This window comes from Nonomuraea sp. NPDC003214, assembly GCF_053590035.1.
In genome coordinates, this window is the sequence record NZ_JBSFSX010000017.1 from 21701 (window position 1) to 41006 (window position 19306).

At 71.7% G+C, this 19306-nt stretch carries 19 protein-coding genes; 3 read left to right on the plus strand and 16 right to left on the minus strand.

Annotation, left to right across the window (positions count from 1 at the left end; all coding sequences use genetic code 11):
- Window positions 1-16: 16 nt before the first annotated feature.
- Genes ACWDXC_RS38245 through ACWDXC_RS38255 form a run of 3 tightly spaced genes read right to left on the minus strand, consistent with a single transcriptional unit; the run spans window position 17 to window position 2852 of the window.
- Entirely contained in the window at window positions 17-787 is a 771-nt protein-coding gene (locus ACWDXC_RS38245; protein WP_364181565.1) for an ABC transporter ATP-binding protein, read from the minus strand.
- A complete protein-coding gene (locus ACWDXC_RS38250; RefSeq protein ID WP_449990650.1) occupies window positions 784-1584 on the minus strand; it encodes an ABC transporter permease in 801 nt (266 codons plus the stop codon). Before ACWDXC_RS38250 ends, ACWDXC_RS38245 begins: the two co-directional genes overlap by 4 nt.
- Window positions 1581-2852 (minus strand): ROK family protein, encoded by a 1272-nt coding sequence (locus ACWDXC_RS38255; RefSeq protein WP_449990653.1) that lies wholly within the window; start codon window positions 2850-2852, stop codon window positions 1581-1583. The genes ACWDXC_RS38250 and ACWDXC_RS38255 overlap by 4 nt, the downstream gene beginning before the upstream one ends.
- 232 nt (window positions 2853-3084) lie before the next feature.
- Between ACWDXC_RS38255 and ACWDXC_RS38260 the strand changes: the two genes are divergently transcribed.
- Entirely contained in the window at window positions 3085-4047 is a 963-nt protein-coding gene (locus tag ACWDXC_RS38260; RefSeq protein WP_449990655.1) for a hypothetical protein, read from the plus strand.
- Window positions 4048-4116: 69 nt separating this feature from the next.
- The gene (locus ACWDXC_RS38265) at window positions 4117-5244 is read left to right on the plus strand and encodes a hypothetical protein (RefSeq protein WP_449990657.1); all 1128 of its coding nucleotides are present in this window, start codon (window positions 4117-4119) and stop codon (window positions 5242-5244) included.
- A 45-nt stretch (window positions 5245-5289) separates the two neighbouring features.
- On the opposite strand, the gene ACWDXC_RS38270 is transcribed toward ACWDXC_RS38265, so the two are convergent.
- Window positions 5290-5523 carry a hypothetical protein gene (locus ACWDXC_RS38270; protein WP_449990660.1) on the minus strand — a complete coding sequence of 78 codons (234 nt, stop codon included), beginning with the start codon at window positions 5521-5523 and terminating at the stop codon, window positions 5290-5292.
- Between the two features lie 107 nt (window positions 5524-5630).
- Between ACWDXC_RS38270 and ACWDXC_RS38275 the strand changes: the two genes are divergently transcribed.
- Window positions 5631-6209, plus strand: coding sequence for a Uma2 family endonuclease (locus ACWDXC_RS38275; RefSeq protein WP_449990808.1), 579 nt, complete (start codon window positions 5631-5633; stop codon window positions 6207-6209).
- Window positions 6210-6258: 49 nt separating this feature from the next.
- On the opposite strand, the gene ACWDXC_RS38280 is transcribed toward ACWDXC_RS38275, so the two are convergent.
- The 12 genes from ACWDXC_RS38280 to alaS form a co-directional block, all read right to left on the minus strand.
- On the minus strand, window positions 6259-8817 hold the full coding sequence (locus ACWDXC_RS38280) for a phenylalanine--tRNA ligase subunit beta (protein ID WP_449990663.1): 2559 nt from the start codon (window positions 8815-8817) through the stop codon (window positions 6259-6261).
- Window positions 8817-9857, minus strand: coding sequence for a phenylalanine--tRNA ligase subunit alpha (gene pheS / locus ACWDXC_RS38285; protein WP_449990811.1), 1041 nt, complete (start codon window positions 9855-9857; stop codon window positions 8817-8819). Before pheS ends, ACWDXC_RS38280 begins: the two co-directional genes overlap by 1 nt.
- A 120-nt stretch (window positions 9858-9977) precedes the next feature.
- On the minus strand, window positions 9978-11063 hold the full coding sequence (locus ACWDXC_RS38290) for a sensor histidine kinase (RefSeq protein WP_308125661.1): 1086 nt from the start codon (window positions 11061-11063) through the stop codon (window positions 9978-9980).
- A gap of 50 nt (window positions 11064-11113) precedes the next feature.
- Window positions 11114-11917 carry a TrmH family RNA methyltransferase gene (locus tag ACWDXC_RS38295; RefSeq protein ID WP_449990667.1) on the minus strand — a complete coding sequence of 268 codons (804 nt, stop codon included), beginning with the start codon at window positions 11915-11917 and terminating at the stop codon, window positions 11114-11116.
- 114 nt (window positions 11918-12031) lie between these two features.
- A complete protein-coding gene (gene rplT / locus ACWDXC_RS38300; protein ID WP_049568547.1) occupies window positions 12032-12415 on the minus strand; it encodes a 50S ribosomal protein L20 in 384 nt (127 codons plus the stop codon).
- A gap of 27 nt (window positions 12416-12442) precedes the next feature.
- On the minus strand, window positions 12443-12637 hold the full coding sequence (rpmI, locus tag ACWDXC_RS38305; protein WP_219502200.1) for a 50S ribosomal protein L35: 195 nt from the start codon (window positions 12635-12637) through the stop codon (window positions 12443-12445).
- A gap of 125 nt (window positions 12638-12762) precedes the next feature.
- Complete coding sequence (gene infC, locus ACWDXC_RS38310; RefSeq protein WP_246644322.1) at window positions 12763-13410, minus strand: translation initiation factor IF-3; 648 nt, start codon at window positions 13408-13410, stop codon at window positions 12763-12765.
- A gap of 244 nt (window positions 13411-13654) precedes the next feature.
- Window positions 13655-14509: a shikimate dehydrogenase gene (locus tag ACWDXC_RS38315; RefSeq protein ID WP_449990671.1), complete on the minus strand. Its 855-nt coding sequence runs from the start codon at window positions 14507-14509 to the stop codon at window positions 13655-13657.
- 7 nt (window positions 14510-14516) lie between these two features.
- Window positions 14517-15674, minus strand: coding sequence for an endolytic transglycosylase MltG (gene mltG, locus ACWDXC_RS38320; protein ID WP_449990674.1), 1158 nt, complete (start codon window positions 15672-15674; stop codon window positions 14517-14519).
- Window positions 15675-15906: 232 nt separating this feature from the next.
- Window positions 15907-16140 carry a hypothetical protein gene (locus ACWDXC_RS38325; RefSeq protein ID WP_364181593.1) on the minus strand — a complete coding sequence of 78 codons (234 nt, stop codon included), beginning with the start codon at window positions 16138-16140 and terminating at the stop codon, window positions 15907-15909.
- The gene (ruvX, locus tag ACWDXC_RS38330; protein ID WP_219502196.1) at window positions 16137-16619 is read right to left on the minus strand and encodes a Holliday junction resolvase RuvX; all 483 of its coding nucleotides are present in this window, start codon (window positions 16617-16619) and stop codon (window positions 16137-16139) included. The genes ACWDXC_RS38325 and ruvX overlap by 4 nt, the downstream gene beginning before the upstream one ends.
- A 1-nt stretch (window position 16620) precedes the next feature.
- Entirely contained in the window at window positions 16621-19293 is a 2673-nt protein-coding gene (alaS, locus tag ACWDXC_RS38335) for an alanine--tRNA ligase (protein WP_449990677.1), read from the minus strand.
- Between the last annotated feature and the right edge of the window lie 13 nt (window positions 19294-19306).

Here is a 19306-nt window from a genome sequence, read left to right on the forward strand (position 1 = left end):
GGGTTTCGTCGGCCGATCAGGCCGCGGGAGCTTGGTGGTAGACGGAGTGCCAGACCTCGTTGCGGATGCGGCCGAACTCGGGCGACAGGCGGATCTCCTCGGTGCGCGGGTAGGGCAGGCCGACGTCGATGATCCGCTGGACCCGGCCGGGCCTGGCGGCCATGACGATCACCCGGCTGGCCAGGTAGACGGCCTCGTCCACGTCGTGGGTGATGAACATGACCGTGCGCTGATCCTGGCTCCAGGTGTGCAGGAGCTGGTCCTGGAGCTGCACCCGGGTCAGCGCGTCCAGCGCGCCGAACGGCTCGTCCATGAGCAGCACCTTCGGGTTGACCGCGTAGGCGCGGGCGATGGCGCAGCGCTGCTTCATGCCGCCGGACAGCGTCTTGGGCAGCGCGTCGGCGAAGTCCGACAGGCCGACGAGCTCGATGGCCCGCTCGGCGCGGCGCCTGCGCTCCTCCGCCGGGAGGTCGGCCAGCTTCAGCCCGAACTCGACGTTCTTGCGCACGGTCAGCCAGGGGAACAGCGCGTACTGCTGGAAGATGACGCCGCGGTCGGGGCCGGGGCCGGCGACCGGCTCGCCGTCCACGAGCACCTGGCCCGCCGACGGCTCGACGAGCCCGGCGGCCATGCTCATCAGCGTGCTCTTGCCGCACCCCGACGGGCCGACGACGGTGACGAACTCCTGGTCGGCGATGTCCAGGCTGACGTGGTCGAGCGCGGTGAACGTGCCCTCGCGCATCGGGTAGGTCTTGACGACGTCCCTGAAGGAGATCTTGGTGGTCATCGGCGCTCCTGCCAGTCGGTGAGTCGTCGCTCGGCCAGGAGCAGCAGCCGGTCCATCAGCAGGCCGAGCACGCCGATGGCGATCAGTCCGACGAAGATCGTGGACAGGTCGTAGTAGAGCTGGGCCTGCTGCATCCGGAAGCCGAGCCCCTCCTGCGCGGCGATCAGCTCGGCGGCCACCAGCGTGCCCCACGCCGAGCCGAGCCCGACCCGCATGCCGACCAGGATGAACGGCGTGGAGGCCGGCACCACGACCTTGAGGAAGATGGTCCGGTCCGAGGCGCCGAGCACCCGGGCGGCGTTGATGAGCGTCTTGTCCACGTCCACCACGCCCTGGAACGTCGCCACGACGCTCGACAGGAACGACGCCAGGAAGATGACGAACACCTTGGGCACCTCGCCGATGCCCATGAGCACGATGGCCAGCGGGATGATCGCCAGCGGCGGGATCGTGCGGAAGAACTGGACGTACGGCTCCAGCAGGCCGCGCGCGGTGGCGTACCAGCCCATCAGGAAGCCGACCGGCACGGCCAGCAGCGTGCCCAGCAGGAAGCCGAGCAGCACGCGGCGCAGGCTGGCCAGCGCGTCCATCGCCAGCGTGCCGTCGGCGACCAGCTCGACCGCCCGGGCGGCGACCTCGGCCGGGCCGGGCATGCCCTGCACGCCGACCGACGCCAGCAGCGTCCAGATCGCCAGGCCGATGACGACGGCCACCAGGTTGAGCACGATCGAGCGGCGCGGCCTGCGCCCCTCGGCCCCGCCGCCCGTCTTGCGCTGCGGCGCGGAGATCGCGGTCATCGCCGCCTCCCAGGGTTCATGGTCTCCTCCGCTCGCTCCGGCGCCGCCGGAGGCCGCTCCGCCTCGTCGCCGTCCGCCGGGTAGCGGGACAGCAGGGGCGATTCATGCAGGACCAGGGCGATCGCCCCGAGCGCGCCCGCGGCCTCGCCCAGCGTGGCTCGGCGCAGGCTCACCCGGTCGCGGGTGACGGGCATGATCTGCGCGCCCAGCGTCTCCCCGACCGGGTCCAACAGCGCGGCCCCGGCCTCCGCCAGCTCGCCGCCGACGACGACCACGCTCGGGCCGATCGCGTTGCACAGCGCGGCGAGCACCGCGCCGACGCGCGAGCCGACGTCGCGCAGCAGGCCGAGCGCGACGGCGTCACCCTCGCGCACCGCCTTGACCAGCTCCGGCACGTCCTCGGCGCGCCCGCCCGCCGCCCGGTAGGCGTCGAGCACGGCCCTTATCGACGCGACGGTCTCCAGGCAACCGGTCCCGCCGCAGTCGCAGCGCGCGCCCGCCGGGTCGACCGTGATGTGGCCGAACTCCCCCGACAGCCCGTACGCTCCGCGGTGCAGCGATCCGCCGACCACCAGCCCGCCGCCGACGCCGTGCGACAGCCGCAGGTAGAGCACGTCCTCGACGCCGGTGGCCGCGCCCCAGATGGACTCGGCCAGCGCCGCCAGCCGGGTGTTGTTGTCGGCCAGCACCGGCACGCCGAAGCGCTCGCGCAGCAGCCCGGCGAGCCGTTCGTGCCCCCGGGGGTCGCTCCCCCCGCGGCCGTCACCGGGGCCGTCCTCACTTTGAGGGCCGCCGCCCACGGGGCCGACGACGCCGACGCCGATCGCGCTGAGCGCGCCGAGCCGCAGCGCGCCGCCGCCGTGGGCGCCGGTCAGGCCGCGCACCAGCCGGGCGGCGAGCTCCACCCGCTCCTCCCACGGCAGACCGGCCGGGTGCGGCTCGCTCGCCGAGCCGACGACCTCGTGCGCCACGTTGACGGCGGCGACGTGCACGGCGCGCCGGGCGAAGTCGATGCCGATGGCCTGGCCGGCGTCGGGGTTGAGGGTGAGGGTCTCGGCGGGCCTGCCGCGTCCGCGCGGCGCCTCCTGCTGGGTGGCGGCGACGACCGCGCCGCTGGCCACGAGTTCGGCCAGGATGTCGTACAGGGTGGTGCGGGACAGGCCGCAGTGCTTGCCGAGCTCGCCGCGGCTCAGCGGGCCGTGCCGGCGCAACAGGCCGAGGACGAGCTCCTCGTGCCCGCGGCGCAACTGTGAGAGTGGACCGGGCATAGGGCAGAGTCTGCCGACCGCCGCTCTTTTTGGTCAATAACCCGGAAAAAACGGTCTACGGGCCGAAATTTCGGCCTTCACCAGGCGAAACACCGCCGTAGGTGATCGTGCACGTCCCGTAACGTTCGCGTAACGAGGGTTGCGGCGCGTGACGAACGGCGGGTTAATTTCGCAACCTGAGCAAATTTCACGGCGGCCCCCGCGGGCCGCCCGTTCCCGCCTGCGAGGCCCCATGCCCCTGCCCCCGATCGACCCCGCCGGCGCGACCGTCGTCCTGCGGCCCGAACGCGACGAGCCCGGCTACTGGGCCGGCAGCGCCGGCGTGCTGCACGACGGCGAGCGGTTCTGGCTCACCTACCGGCAGCGCCGCCCCCGGGGCGCCGCCGCCGAGCGCGGCTGGCGCTGCGCCGTGGCCGTCTCCGACGACGGCGTCCGCTTCACCGACGTGTGGTCGGTGCGCAAGGACGAGCTCGGCACCCCCTCCATGGAACGCTTCTGCCTGACGCGCACCGCGTCCGGCGGTTACCGGCTGCTGATCTCGTACGTGGATCCCGCCGACAACCGCTGGCGGATCGACGGCCTGACCGCCGCCCACCCCGCGCGCTTCGACCTCGCCGCCCGCCGCCCGGTCCTGACGGCCGCGTCCACCGGCACCGAGGGGGTCAAGGACCCGTACGCGCTGACCTGGGGCGGGGTGACGTACCTGTTCGCCAGCTACGCCGCCCCGTTCGCCGGGCCGCGCGCGGACGCCCACGCGAGCGGCGACGTCTACGCGGTCGGCGCCACCACCCACCCCACCGGCCTGGCCGTCTCCCACGACGGCGGCGAGGAGTTCCGCTGGGAGGGCGAGGCGCTGGCGGTCGGCGGCGGCTGGGACCGCTACCAGGCCCGGCTCAACAGCGTCGTGCCCATCGAGGGCGGCTTCCTCGGCCTCTACGACGGCTCGGCCTCCCACGAGGAGAACTACGAGGAGCGCTGCGGCCTGGCCGTCTCCCCTGACCTGCGCTCCTGGCGCAGCCTCACGCCCGGCGGTCCCTGGTCGGTCTCGCCGTACGCCACCGGGTCCCTCCGCTACGTCAACGCGCTGGCCGTCGGGGACGAGTGGTGGTTCTACTACGAGCTGACCCGCGCCGACGGCTCCCACGACCTCCGCCTCACCAGGAGTTTGACCAGCGGACATGGACTGGCCGTCTAGAAGTCTGTAAGGATCTTCTGCGACGCCTTATTATCCGGGTTCGTCAAGGAACATCCTGAAAGGCAACACATGCGGGTCGCACACGTCCTGGCCGCCGCCCTCACGGCTTCCACCCTCGTCTCCCTCCCCGCCCACGCGGCCGACCGGCCGTCCTTCCCGGCGGAGGTGTACGGCGGGGCCTGGCAGGCGGGGCACGTCCAGGGGATCGCGGTGGACGAGAAGAAGGGCTTCATGTACTTCTCGTTCACCAACCTCCTCGTCAAGACCGACCTGACCGGCAAGCCCGTCGGCTCGGTGACCGGCTTCACCGGCCACCTGGGCGACCTCGATCTCAACCGGCAGGACGGCCGCGTCTACGGCTCGCTGGAGTACAAGGACGCCAAGGCGTTCTACATCGCGATCTTCGACGTCGACCGCATCACCAGCCTCGGCATGGACGCCGAGAACTCCGACGTGGTCAAGACCGTCTACCTCAAGGAGGTCGTGGCCGACTACAGCGCCGACATGAACGGCGACGGCGTCTTCGACGGCAACGTGGCCGACACCCCCGACCACCGCTACGGCTGCAGCGGCATCGACGGCGTCGCGTTCGGGCCCGAGTTCGGCAAGCGGCACGGCAAGCAGAAGCTCACCGTCGCCTACGGCGTCTACTCCAACACCACCCGCGCCGACAACGACCACCAGGTCCTGCTGCAGTACGACGTCAACCAGTGGCGCAAGTACGAGCGGCCCCTCACCCAGTCGGCCCCGCACACCGCCGGGCCCGACGCCCCCGCCGGCAAGTACTTCGTCCGCACCGGCAACACCAGGTACGGGGTGCAGAACCTGGAGTTCGACGGCCACAGCGGCACCTGGCTCATGGCCGCCTACAAGGGCGCCAAGCCGGGCTTCCCCAACTACTCGCTCTTCACCGTCGACGCCTCGGCCAAGCCCGTCACCGGGCCCGTCGTGGGCCAGCCGCAGCCGGAGCAGGGCGCCATCCTCCCCCTCGCCCCCAAGGGCCTGCACGACCCGCAGAGCGGCGTCCGCGGCTGGGAGTCGGGCGGCCAGTACGGCCTGGCCTCGCTGGACGACGGCCGCTTCTACGTCGTCAAGGACGGCAAGATCGTCGAGGACGGGGTGACCAAGCAGACCGCCCACGCCCAGCTCCACCGCTGGACCGCCCAGCCCCCGAACCCCTTCGAGCCCATCGGCTGACCCCGCACCGCCCGCCGGGCGCCGGAGCACGCCCGCTCCGGCGCCCTACGCGTCCTCGCGCCACCCGTCGTAGCGCTCCACCAGCTCGTCGACCTTCACCGGATCCACCTCATCGGCGCCGTCGAGCACCACGACCCACTGGGCGTCCTCGGCGTCGTCCTCCCCCGCCAGGGTCTCCCGCACCACCCGCGGCACCCCCAGCCCCGGGAACCACTCCCCCAGCGTCTCGGCCACCTCTTCGGCGTCGTCCCTCTCACCGAACACGAGCAGCTGCCTCATAGAGCCGCATTCTCTCACCACTCGCCAGCCCGGCACTCGTTCACCTACAGTGATCGAAGTAGCTTGCTACGGTAAGAACCATGACGGCCGAAGCGGTGAGCCTGACGATGACGCCACCTTCGCTACCCGACTGGGTGTTCCCGCCACCGCAGGGCTTCACGGCGGAAGACCTCGATCACATTCCGGATCTGCCTGCGCACACAGAGTTGATTGACGGAAGCTTGGTCTTCGTGAGCCCACAGCGAGACTTCCACACCTCGGCGCTGTTCTTGCTGGCCGTGGGGCTGCGCGCGGCGGCCCCCGAAGGGCACCGGGTCCGCCGCGAGATGAGCGTGAAGCTCGGCCCCCGGCAGCGCCCCGAGCCGGACCTCATCGTCCTCGGCCCCCGGGCCGTCATCCGCCCCGACGCCACCTTCTACGAGGCCGCCGACGTGGTGCTGGCGGCAGAGGTGGTCTCGCCCGAATCGGAGGAGCGCGACCGCGCCCGCAAACCGGCCCTCTACGCCGAAGCCGGCATCCCCCACTTCTGGCGCGTCGAAAGCGACTCCGGCAGACCCGTCGTCTACGTCCACGAGCTCGACCCGCCCACCCGCTCCTACGTGCCCACCGGCATCTACCACGACCGCCTCAAGGTCACCGTCCCCTTCGACATCGACCTCGACCTCACCGAGATCGACACCTTCTAGGCATGGCGAGGGCCGGTACGGGAGTCCGTACCGGCCCTGGGGGTCGGGGTCAGGAGGTGCGCAGGTGGGCGCCGACGCGGTCGGCGGCGAGGGCGACGGCGGCGTCGCGGGCGGCCGTCGTCTCCTCCACCGTCAGCGTGCGGTCCGGGGCGCGGAAGCGCAGGCTGTAGGCGAGCGACTTGTTGCCTTCGCCCACCTGCTCGCCCGCGTAGACGTCGAACAGCCGCACCGACTCCAGCAGCTCGCCCGCGCCGTCACGCAGCGCGGCCTCGACGTCCGCGACCGGGGTGAAGTCGGGGACGACGAGCGCCACGTCCTGGGTGGCGATCGGGTAGGACGAGATGGCCGGGGCGTCGACGGGGCCGGTCAGCGCCGCCTCCAGGCGGGTCAGCTCCAGCTCCAGCGCGGCGGTGCGCGGCGGCAGCCCGTAGGCCTCGACCACGCGCGGGTGCAGCTCGCCGGCGTGGCCGATGAGCGTGTCGCCCAGGTAGAGGGCGGCGCAGCGGCCCGGGTGCCATGGCTCGTGCTGGTCGGCGGTGATCGACAGCTCCAGCCCGGCCTCGCCGACGATCAGGCGGGCGGCCTGGACGGCGTCGGCCCAGGAGGCCTGGCGGCCGGCGCCCCACCAGCCGGAGCGCTCGAGCTCGCCGGCGAGCACGGCCGCGACCCGGATCGGCTGGTCGGGCAGCGCCTCCTCGATGGAGGCGAGCTCGTCGGCCGTGGGACGGCGTTCGACGCCGAGCACCGGCGCGACCGAGGGGGCGCCCTCGCGCGGCCGGTAGACCGCGCCGGTCTCGAACAGCGCCACGTCGGCGAAGCCGCGTCCGGCGTTGCGGACCAGGACCTTGAGCAGCCCCGGCAGCAGCGTGGTGCGCATCAGCGGCTCGTCCTCGGCCAGCGGGTTGGACAGCCGCATGGCCCGGCGGCGCGCGTCGTCGGCGGGCAGCTGGAGCCGGTCGAAGTCGTCGGCGCTGATGAACGGGTAGGCCAGCACCTCGACGTAGCCCGCCTCGGCGAGCGCCCGGCCGACGCGCCTGCGCAGCCGCTGCCCTTCGGTGAGCCCGGCGCCGGCCGGGGCCTTGGGCAGCACGGAGGGCAGCTTCTCGTAGCCCTCCAGCCGGATGACCTCTTCGGCCAGGTCGTTGGGGTCGGTGAGGTCGGGGCGCCACGACGGCGGCGTCACCGTGATCATGTCGTCGCCGGTGACGGCCAGCCGGGCGGCCAGCTCACCGCCGGTGACGACGCCGGTCGGGTCGACGCCGCCGCTGCGCACCGCCGGGTCGGCGCCGTCGGTGACGACGCAGCCGACCTGCTCCAGGCGGTGGACGACGGTCTCCTTGGAGTAGGGCAGGCCCGCGATGTCGCCGGGGTGGCTGGCCGGGATGGCGATGCGGGCGGGCGTCACGTCCACCTCGGCGTGCGTGACACCCGGCTGGACGGTGGCGCCGCCGAGCTCGGCCAGCAGCGACACGGCCCGCCAGGAGGCGACGAGCGGCAGCTCGCGGTCGACGCCCCGCTCGAACCGCTTGGACGCCTCGGAGACGAGGTTGTGCCTGCGGGACTCGCGGGAGATGCCGGTCGCGGAGAAGTGCGCGGCCTCGATGACGATGTCGGTCGAGCCCTCGGAGATCTCGGTCTGCAGGCCGCCCATGGTGCCGGCCATCGAGATCGGCCCGGACTCGTCGGTGATGAGGATGTCGTCGGGGTCGAGGTCGCGTACGACGTGGTCGAGCGTCTCCAGCCGCTCGCCCGCGCGCGCCCGGCGCACCACGACGGGGCCGGTGAGCTTGGCACCGTCGAAGGCGTGCAGCGGCTGGCCGAGCTCCAGCATGAGGTAGTTGGTGATGTCGACGGCGAGCGACACGGGCCGCATGCCGGCGCGGGTGAGGCGTACGCGCATCCACAGCGGGCTCTGCGCGGCCGGGTCGAAGCCGGTGACGCGGCGCAGCACGAACCGGTCGCAGGCGGTCTCGTCGGCGATGGACGCCGGCCAGGACTGCTCGGTCTCGGCGGGCGGCTCGACGGCGGCGGGGTCGCGGAACGGCACGCCGAAGGCGGTGGCGACCTCGCGGGCCACGCCCCGGATCGACAGCGCGTAGCCGATGTCGGGGGTGATCTCCAGCTCCAGCACGTCGTCGCGCAGGCCGAGCAGCTCGACCACGTCGGCGCCGATGGGCGTGCCCTCGGGCAGCACCATGATGCCGCCGTGGTCGTCGCCGAGGCCCAGCTCGCGCTCGGAGCAGATCATGCCCTCGGACATGCGGCCGTAGGTCTTGCGGGCGCCGACCTCGAACCCGCCGGGCAGCACGCCGCCCGGCAGCACGACCGGGACGCGGTCGCCGGCGGCGAAGTTGGTGGCGCCGCAGACGATCTCGCGGGGCGCGGCCTCGCCGACCTCGACCCTGCAGTGGCGGATCGGCTTCTTGAAGCCGGTCAGCTCCTCGATCTCCAGCACCTCGCCGACGACGACGTTCTTGACGTCGTGGCCGTGCGAGGTGATGGACTCCAGCTTGAGCCCTGCCGCGGTGAGCTGGTCGGCCACCTCTTGCGCGGTGACCGCCGCCGGGAGATCGACACACTCCCGCAGCCAGGAAAGCGGGACCCTCATCAGATCTCCATTCCGAACGGGAGCGTGAAGCGCACGTCTCCCTCGATCATGTCGCGCATGTCCTCGGCGTTGTGGCGGAACATCAGCGTCCGCTCGATGCCCATCCCGAAGGCGAACCCGGAGTAGACCGACGGGTCGACGCCGCAGGCGACGAGCACCCGCGGGTTGACCATGCCGCAGCCGCCCCACTCGATCCAGCCCTCGTTCTTGCAGGTGCGGCAGGGCGGGTTGCCGGGCACCGCGGAGGCGCCGCGGCACACGAAGCACTTCAGGTCCAGCTCGGCCGACGGCTCGGTGAACGGGAAGTAGTTGGGCCGGAACCGGGTCGTGATGCCCTCGCCGAACATGACCTCGGCGAACCGGTCGAGCGTGCCCTTGAGATGGGCCATCGTCAGGCCCTTGTCGACGGCCAGGCCCTCGGTCTGGTGGAAGACCGGGGTGTGGGTGGCGTCGAGCTCGTCGGTGCGGAACGTCTTGCCGGGCGCGATCGCGTAGCAGGGCACGCCGCGCTCCAGCAGCGCGCGGATCTGCAGCGGCGAGGTCTGGGTGCGCAGCACCATGCCCGAGTCGGCGGAGCCGACGAAGAACGTGTCGTGCTCGGAGCGGGCCGGGTGGTCCTTGGCGATGTTGAGCGCCTCGAAGTTGAACCATTCGCCTTCGAGCTCGGGGCCTTCGACGACCTCGTAGCCCATGGCGACGAAGGTGTCGGCGATGCGCTCCTGCATCGTGGTCAGCGGGTGGCGGGCGCCGCGCGGGCGCCGGTCCCAGGGCAGGGTGACGTCGACGGTCTCCTCGACGAGCACGCGGGCGTCGCGTTCGGCCTCCAGCTCGGCCTGGCGGGCGGCCAGCGCCTCGCCGATGGCCTTGCGGGCGGCGCCGACGCGCTTGCCGGCCTCGGCGCGGGCGGCCGGAGGCAGGGCGCCGATCTCGCGGTTGGCCAGGGCGATGGGCGAGCGGTCGCCGGCGTGCGCCAGCCTGGCCTGCTTGAGTGCGTCGAGCGTGTCGGCCGCCTTGATCGCCTCCAGGGCGCCGGCCTCCATGCGCGCCACCTCGTCGGCGTGCAGCGGGGTGACCTCGACGGGGTCGTAGTCAGACAAGAGTGAGCTCCGTATCCAGGGCTTGAGCGGGAAAAGTCTAGTGGCCCGGCCCACCGGTCCTGTTTATGCGAAGTCAGGAGTGCCGGTGGGCATGGTAAATCGGAACTCCGCGCCGCCCTCGGGGGCGCGCTGCACGATGATGGTGCCGCCGTGCGCCTCGACCAGGCCCTTGACGATGAACAGGCCCAGGCCGGTGCCGCCCCGCCGGCGGCTGTTGCCGCCGCGCCAGAACTGCCTGAAGACGCGCGGAGCCAGCTCGGGCTTGACGCCCTCGCCCTCGTCGCGCACCGACACGGCCACTCCCCATTCGACGGACTCGATCTCGATCGTCACAGTTCCGCGCCCGTGACGCACTCCGTTTTCCACCAGGTTAGCCAGGATCTGGTCAACCTTGTCCTGGTCGAGCCACATCTCGGGCAGGTCGTCGCCGACGACGAGGCGGAAGCGGTCCTCCTGCTCGCCCGCGGCGACCCGGCCGGCGATGACCCGGCGCGCCCGCGCGGGCAGGTCGACGACCTGGCGGTGCAGCTCCAGCCGGCCCGACTCGATGCGGGAGACGTCGAGCAGCTCGGTGATGAGCCGGGTGACGCGGTCGGCGTCGTTGTTGACGGTCTCCAGCATGACGCGCTTCTGCTCGTCGGTGAAGCGCGTCCACTTGGCGAGCAGCGTGGCGGTGAAGCCCTTGACGCTGGTCAGCGGGGAGCGCAGCTCGTGGGCGACGGTGGAGACCAGGTCGGCGCGGCTGCGCTCCAGCCGGGCGCGGGCGCCGCCGTCGCGCAGGGTGATCGTGACGCGCTCGACGTCGCCGCACCGCTCGGGCTCGCGCACGAGCCTGGCGGCCACGTACAGCTCCTGGCCGCCGGGCAGGTGGAGCGGGCGCTCGGGGACGCGGCTGCGGGTGCGCAGGCCGCCCTCGGGGTCGAGGGCCTTCCACCACTCGCGCCCGTCGTTGTCGCGGAAGGGGAAGACCTCGCTCATGTCGCGGCCGACGGCGCGCTCGGCCGTCACGGAGGTGAGGCGGGCGGCGGCCCGGTTGACGGCGAGGACGCGGCCGAACCGGTCGGTCACGATGAGCCCGTCGGGCAGGTCGTCGATGGCGATCGAACACGCGGCGGCCACCACCCGCCCGTCGGTGTCTGCGCCGTGCACGACCTCGCCTCCTCCGCCTACAAGGCCGACAATAGCGGGTTTCCCGCCGCCTAGGGCACTCGCTGAGCCCTCGCGGACGAGTAAAGGCAGACCGCCGCGGCGGTCGCCAGGTTGAGGCTCTCCGCCTGCCCGTAGATGGGCACCCGGACCACGTCGTCGGCGAGCGCGAGCACGTCGTCGGGCAGCCCCCACGCCTCGTTGCCGAAGATCCACGCGGCCGGCCCGGACAGGTCGACGTCGTCGAGGGTGTGCTTGCCCGCGCCGTCGGCCGCCAGCACGCGCAGCCCGCGCTCCTTGAGCCGCGCCACGGCCGCCGCCACCGACTCGCCGATGACGACCGGCAGGTGGAACAGGCTCCCGGCGCTGGCACGCACGCACTTGCCGTTGTACGGGTCGACGGAGGCGTCGGTGAAGACCACGGCGTCGGCCCCGGCGGCGTCGGCGGCCCGCATCACGGTGCCGGCGTTGCCCGGGTCGCGTACGTGGGCGAGCAGGGCGACCAGCTTCGGCTCGGCGGGCAGCGCATCGCCGAGCGGCACGTGGACGTGGCGGCAGACGGCCAGCAGCCCCTGCGGGGTGACGGTCTGCGACAGCTCGGCCATGACCTCGCCGCTGGCCCGGTGGACCGGCAGGCCCTGGAGGGTGGCCTGGGTGACGAGCTCGGGATGGCGCAGCTCGGCCTCGGCGGTGGTGAACAGCTCCAGCGTCACGCCGTCGAGCTTGAGCGCCTCGCGCACCGCCTGCGGGCCCTCGGCCAGGAACTTGCGGTCCTGTTCGCGGAAGGCGCGCTTGGTGAGCCTGCGGGCCGCCTTCACGCGCGGCGACCTCAGGTTGGTCAGCTCGGTCCCGGCCATCTCATCCCCCTGGCTCTCACAACGGTCGGCCCGGACGACCGGCTCGGGCGAACCGGTCCCGGGCACGGCAAAGGGCCCACCGTCAGGCGGGCCCTTGGCTCAGCTCGGTACGGCTCAGCTCGCGGCCGGCGCGTTCACGTTCGCCGGGAGCGCCTTCTTGGCGGCCTCGACGAGCGTGGCGAAGGTCTGGCTGTCGTTCACCGCGAGGTCGGCGAGGATCTTGCGGTCGACCTCGATGTTGGCCAGACGCAGACCCTGGATCAGGCGGTTGTAGGTGATGCCGTTCTGGCGGGCGGCGGCGTTGATCCGCTGGATCCAGAGACGACGGAACGTGCCCTTACGGTCCTTGCGGTCCCGGTAGGCGTACGTCATCGAGTGGAGCATCTGCTCCTTGGCCTTGCGGTAGAGCCGCGACCGCTGGCCACGGTAACCGCTCGCCCGCTCGAGGACGACCTTGCGCTTCTTCTTGGCGTTGAGCGCCCGCTTCACGCGTGCCATGTTTCTTCTCCCCGGGGAAAGTTCGCGCTACTTGGCGAGCAGCTTCTTGATCTTCTTGGAATCGGCGTCGGAAAGGACGACCTCGTTCTTGAGACGGCGCGTCAGCGTGGACGACTTCCACTCGTTGTAGTGCGCGCGGTTGGCGCGGCGGCGCTTGACCTTGCCGGTGCCGGTGAGCCGGAACCGCTTCTTCGCACCGCTGTGCGTCTTCATCTTCGGCATGTCGCCGTCTCTCCTCATTCGGTCGTGCCGGTGGCCGGGCCGGTGCTGGCCGGCCCGGTCGCGGCGTCTTCGTGTGGCGGGGTGGCCTGCTCGGGTGTCCAGTAAGGCTAAACCCGAACCGCGGGTCACACTTCCTCTACGGAAGGCTCCTCGCTGCCACGCTGTGCCTTGGCGGCGGCCTTCTCGGCCTTGGCCTCGGCCTTCTTCTTGTGCGGACCGATCACCATGATCATGTTTCGGCCGTCCTGCTTGGGCTGGGACTCGACGAACCCGAGCTCCTGGACGTCCTCGGCGAGCCGCTGCAGCAGCCGGAAGCCGAGCTCGGGCCGGGACTGCTCACGGCCGCGGAACATGATCGTGACTTTGACCTTGTCTCCCGCCTTGAGGAACCGCACCACGTGACCCTTCTTGGTCTCGTAGTCGTGCGGGTCGATCTTCGGCCGGAGCTTGATCTCCTTGATGATCGTGTGCGCCTGATTCTTGCGCGCTTCGCGCGCCTTCATCGCGGACTCGTACTTGAACTTGCCGTAGTCCATGAGCTTGCACACGGGCGGTCGAGCCGTCGCCGCGACCTCGACGAGGTCCAGGTCGGCTTCCTGGGCGAGCTTCAGGGCGTCGTGAATGGACACGATGCCCACCTGCTCGCCGTTCGGGCCCACGAGGCGGACCTCGGGAACTCGGATACGCTCGTTGATGCGGGGCTCAGTGCTGATGGGGCCTCCTAGGTTTGCGATCCCTACGTGCTCGTCGTGCCGGGCAGCTCTTCGCCGCAACGCGAAAAGCCCCGCACGTCGCGCATGCGGGGCCACTGAGCTTTTCGGCTTCGTGGCCTCAAGCTCCCCGGAGTAGTCCGGCGTGATCCTTTACCCGGCCACCTCGCGGCGACTCGGGTGGGAGGGAGACCTCCGCTTGCGCGTCCAGCAAGTCATGCCGGACCGATCAGAGAGCTACATTACCACAACCACGGAGCTTCCTCGAATCATCCCGCTGGTCCATCCGTGCTGGTCATCCTGCTGGTCATCCCCGCTCGCCGGACCGCCTGAGGATCTCCGCCTCGCCGGCCGCGCGCATGGCGTCCACCGGCACGTCCGTGCGGCCGGTCATGAGCTCCACCTGCCGCACCGCCTGGTGCAGCAGCATGGCGAACCCGCCGACCACGGTGCCGCCCGCCGCGCGCACGGCCGCCGCCGCGACGGTCGGCCAGGGCGCATAGACCACGTCGAAGAGCGCCGGCACCCGCGCCAGCCGGTCGGCGTAGGCGTCGGCGGCCCCGCCGGGCAGCGTCGAGACGACCAGGTCGGCCTCCAGCGCGGCGTCGAGCTTGTCGAACGTCCGCACCGAGAGCGTCACCCCGAGCCGTTCGGCCACGGCCGCGGTCTCCCCCGCCCTGGCCGGATCGCGCACGATCAGCGTCACCGCGAACAGCCCCAGCTCGCGCAGCGCGGCGAGCGCCGACCCGGCCGTGGCGCCGCCGCCGAGCACGGTGGCCGAGCGCGGCGCGGGCACCCCGGCCTCCGCCAGCGCCTGGGTGATCCCGTACACGTCGGTGTTGTCGCCGTGCGCGGCGCCGCCGGAGAACACCACGGTGTTGGCGCCGCCCACCTCGACGGCCAGCTCCGAGACGGTGTCGAGCAGGGGCAGCACGGCGCGTTTGAGCGGCATCGTGAGCGACAGCCCCGCCCACGCGCCCGCGTCGCCGTCGCGCTCGCCGCGCACCGGGCGCAGCTCGCGCAGCTTCGCGGGCAGCCGCGCCTCGTCGCACTCGAACGCCTCGTAGCTCCAGCCGGTCAGGCCCATCTCCCGGTACGCCGCCCGGTGCAGGAACGGCGAGAGCGAGTGGCTGATGGGCGAGCCCAGGACCGCGGCCCTCATCCCCGGATCAGCCGCCGTTCCGTCTGTACTCGGCGAGCAGCGCCTCGAACTCGGCCTCGGTGGTGGCGAACTTGGTCACGCTGCTCCTGCTGGGATCGGTGGCCACGAAGTACAGCCAGGAGCCCTTGGCGGGATTCAGCGCCGCCTCGATCGCGTGGTCGCCGGGGTTGGCGATCGGGCCCGGCGGCAGGCCGAGGTGTTTGTAGGTGTTGTACGGCGAGTCGATCTCCAGCTCGGCGTGCGTGGCCGCGGTCTTGTAGCGCTTCCAGGCGTACATCACCGTGCTGTCCATGCGCAGGTGCATCTCCGGCTGGTGGTCGAGCCGGTTGTAGATGACCCGGGCGATCTTGGGCATGTCCTCGTGCCGGCCCGCCTCGGCCTGGATGATGCTGGCGATCGTGAGCATCTGGTGGGCGGTGAAGCCGCGCTTCCTCGCGGCGGCCTTGATGTCGTGCTTCTCGGCCGACTGGTTGAACCGCTCGACCATCTGGCCCAGGATCTCGGACGCGGTGGCCTTGGGCTGGAACTCGTAGGTGGCGGGGAAGGCGTAGCCCTCCAGCTTGCCCTTGGCGTAGCTGGGCAGGCCGAGCTCGTCGGGCTTCTTGGCCGCGGTCTCGAACTCCTTCACGCTCCTGCCGGTCGCCTCGGCGAGCTGGGTGAAGGTGTCGGACAGGCGCAGGCCCTCCTTGAGCGTCACCGTCAGGCGCAGCCGCGCGTCGGGGTTGAGCAGCTTGACGGCCTCGGCGGCGGCCATCTGCTTGCGAAGCTTGTACGAGCCGGGCTGCAGCGACGAGCTCTTGCCCGCGCTGTCGACGGCGTTGGTGAACGCCCTGGCGCTGGCGACGACCCCCTGCCGCTCCAGCTCCTGGGCCACCTCGGAGGCGCTCTGGCCGTCCTTGATCTCGATCACGACCTCGCCGCTGCCCTTGCCGGCGTAGTCGTCGGGGACGATGGCGTCGCTGACCCACTGGTAGCCGTAGTAGCCGCCACCGCCGATGATGCCCGCCAGCACGATGAACGCGAGCAGCGGGGCCAGGAAGCGGCCCCGGCTGCGGCGCCTGCGCCTCCTGCGCCCGCCGCGTCTGCCCGAGCCCCTGGCGCGACGCCCGCCCCGGCCGTCGTCGTCCTCGGCGCCGAGGAGGAAGTCCATGTCGAGATCGTTCATAGGTGAGCCGGCCAATCTCCCGGAACTGCTGGCCCGGGGTCACTCGGTGACACCCGGCGGTGGGGGGTCACCGAGCGGACGAGGGGGATGTGCCGGACACGCTGCGACGGCCGGCAGGGGTCACTGTGAGTAGCCATGCTAGAGGACGGAAAGAGCGTGTGTGTCCCGGGTCGGGAGCTTCGCACGGTGACACCGGCGCGCTCCCGCGGGGTGGGATGCAGCCCGGCGAGCATCAGTTCGTCCCGAGGTTGTCGTTCGACTCTTTCCGGTATCTCACGAACCCGCTCTCTTTGTCGGTGAATTTCGTGATTCTATGCACCGGATTCGTCGCGTTAAACCGGTGCGGATCACCCGTCGCCGGACACGCCACGCGCACTTTGTCGTCACGCTGGGTAACAGTTTCCACGCGGCGGCACCGGCCGACGATCACTTTAGCGATCTTCGAGCGGTGGAGCACGGCCGTCATGCGGACGGGCCGTCGCCTGTCGCGGAAGGCGGGTCGACCGGCCGGCCCGGCGGCCTGCGGGTCGCGCGCTCGGCGTCGAGCGCGTCCTGCAGCAGCACCACGGCCGCCGCCTGGTCGATGACGCCGCGCTGCTTCTTGGCGCGCACGCCGCTGGCCCGCAGCCCCTGCTGGGCGGCCACCGTGGTGAGCCGCTCGTCGAAGAGCCGGACGGGCGTGGGGGCCAGCCGGGCGGCCAGCCGAGCCGCGAACTCGCGCGCCAGCTGGGCCGCCTGGCCCTGACGGCCGGACAGCGAGGTGGGCAGTCCCACCACCACCTCGACGGCCTCGTGCTCTGCCGCGATCGCGGCGATGCGGTCGAGGTCGCCCTCGCCCCGCCTGACGGTCTCCACCGGCGTGGCGAGCATCCCCGAAGGGTCGCTGCGCGCCACGCCGATGCGTACGGACCCGACGTCGACGCCGAGCCGCGTGCCGAACCTCATCTCAGCCGAGCTGCTCGCCGACGGCCTGCTCGACCAGCCGCAACGCGTCGTCGATCGCGTCGGGCCTGGTGCCACCGCCCTGCGCGACGTCGTCCTTGCCGCCACCGCCACCCCCAAGCGCCTTGGCGGCGACGCCGACCAGTCTCCCGGCCTTGAGCCCGCGCTCGCGTCCCGCCTCGTTCACCGCGGCAACCACCACGGGCCGGTCGGAGGGGACTCCGGCGATCACGATGACCGCCGGACGGTCGGCCGGGAACCTCCCGCGCACGTCAAGCGCGAGCTTACGCAGATCGTCGGCGCTGGTGCCATCAGGCGCGCGGTGTGTCACCGCGGAGACTCCGCGCAGGTCGGCCGCCTGCGCGGCGAGCTCGCCCGCCACCTGGAGCACCTGGGCGGAGCGCAGCTTCTCCAGGTCCTTCTCGGCGGTGCGCAGCCGGGTGACGATGCCCTCGATGCGCTCGGGCAGCTCCTCGCGGCGCGCCTTGAGCTGCTCGGTGAGCTGGGCGACCAGCAGGCTCTCGCGCGCCAGGAAGCGGAAGGCGTCGATGCCGACCAGCGCCTCGACGCGGCGCACGCCCGCGCCGACCGACTGCTCGCCGAGCACCTTGACCAGGCCGAGCTGGCCGGAGCTGTGCACGTGGGTGCCGCCGCACAGCTCGCGCGAGTAGTCGCCGATCTCGACCACGCGGACCTCGTCGCCGTACTTCTCGCCGAACATCGCCAGCGCGCCCATCGCCCGCGCCTCGGCCTGGGAGGTGTAGAAGGCGTTGACCTTGAGGTCGTTGATCAGGACGGCGTTGACCTCGTCCTCGACGTCGCGCAGCACGCTCGGCGGGACCGCCCCGGCCGCGGTGAAGTCGAAGCGGAAGCGGCCGGGCGAGTTCTCCGAACCGGCCTGGGCCGCCGACTCGCCGAGCGCGTTCTTGAAGCCGCGGTGGACCAGGTGGGTGGCGCTGTGGCTGCGCGAGATCGCGCGGCGGCGCTCCAGGTCGATCTCCGCGTGCGCCTCGTCGCCCGCGCGCAGCTCGCCGGAGCGGACCTTGCCGCGGTGCACGACCAGGCCGGCGACCGGCGTCTGGACGTCGTGGATCTCCACCTCGGCGCCCGCGGTGCGGATGACGCCCTGGTCGGCGAGCTGGCCGCCGCCCTCGGCGTAGAAGGGGGTGCGGCCGAGGACGACCTCGACCTCGGTGCCCGCGCCCGCCGCCGGGACCGAGACGCCGCCGGACAGGATGCCGATGACGGTGGTGTCGGCCTCGGTCTCGTCGTAGCCGAGGAACTCGACCTTGCCCGCGCTCTCCAGGAGCTGCCCGAAGACGGAGATGTCGGCGTTGCCGGTCTTCTTCGCCGCCGCGTCGGCCTTGGCGCGCTCGCGCTGCTCCTTCATCAGCCGGCGGAAGCCCTCTTCGTCGACCTTGAGCCCCTGCTCGGCCGCCATCTCCAGGGTGAGGTCGATGGGGAAGCCGTAGGTGTCGTGGAGCTGGAATGCCTGGTCGCCGGAGAGCGTGGTGGCGGACTTGCGCTTGGTCTCCTCGACGGCCACGTCGAAGATCGCCGTGCCGGTGCGCAGCGTGCCGAGGAACGACGCCTCCTCGGCGTCGATGACCCCGTGGATCTGCGGCGCGTCGACCTTGAGCTCGGGATACTGCTCGCCCATGACGTTGATCGCCACGTCGGTGAGGGTGTGCATGTAGCGCTCGTCGCCGGAGCCGAGCAGCCGCAGGTTGCGCACCGAGCGGCGCAGGATGCGGCGCAGCACGTAGCCGCGGCCCTCGTTGCTGGGCAGCACGCCGTCGGCGACCAGCATGGTGCCGGTGCGGACGTGGTCGGCGATCACGCGCAGGCTCACGTCGGTGCGCGGGTCGCTGCCGTAGCGGCTCTTGGTGAGCTCGGCCGCCTTGTCGAGGATCTTGTACGTGGTGTCGATCTCGTAGATGTTGTCGACGCCCTGCAGGATCGCCGCCATGCGCTCCAGGCCCATGCCGGTGTCGATGTTCTTGGCCGGCAGCTCGCCCGCCACGTCGAAGTCGACCTTGGTGCGGACCTGGCTGAGCTGGTACTGCATGAAGACGAGGTTCCACACCTCCAGGTAGCGGTCCTCGTCGGCGACCGGCCCGCCTTCCTTGCCGTACTCGGGGCCGCGGTCGTAGTAGATCTCCGAGCAGGGGCCGCCGGGGCCGGCGACGCCCATGTGCCAGTAGTTGTCCTCCAGGCCGCGGCGCTGGATGCGCTCGTCCGGCAGGCCGACCTTGTTGCGCCAGAGGTCGTAGGCCTCGTCGTCGTCCAGGTAGACGGTCGCCCACAGCTTCTCCTCGGGGAAGCCGAAGCCGCCGTCGGACTCCGAGCGCGTCAGCAGCTCCCAGGCGAAGGGGATCGCCTCGGCCTTGAAGTAGTCGCCGAAGGAGAAGTTGCCGAGCATCTGGAAGAACGTGGCGTGACGGGTGGTCTTGCCGACCTCGTCGATGTCGGGGGTGCGCACGCACTTCTGGGCGGTGGCCAGCCGGGACGCCGGAGGCTTGCGCTGCCCCAGGAAGTACGGCTTGAACGGCACCATACCGGCCGGAACCAGGAGAAGCGTGGGGTCCTCTGCGATCAGGCTGGCCGAGGGCACTACTTTGTGCCCACACTCCTCGAAGAAGCGCAGGAAGCGGCGCGCGATCTCTGCCGACTCCATGGTGGCCATCCTT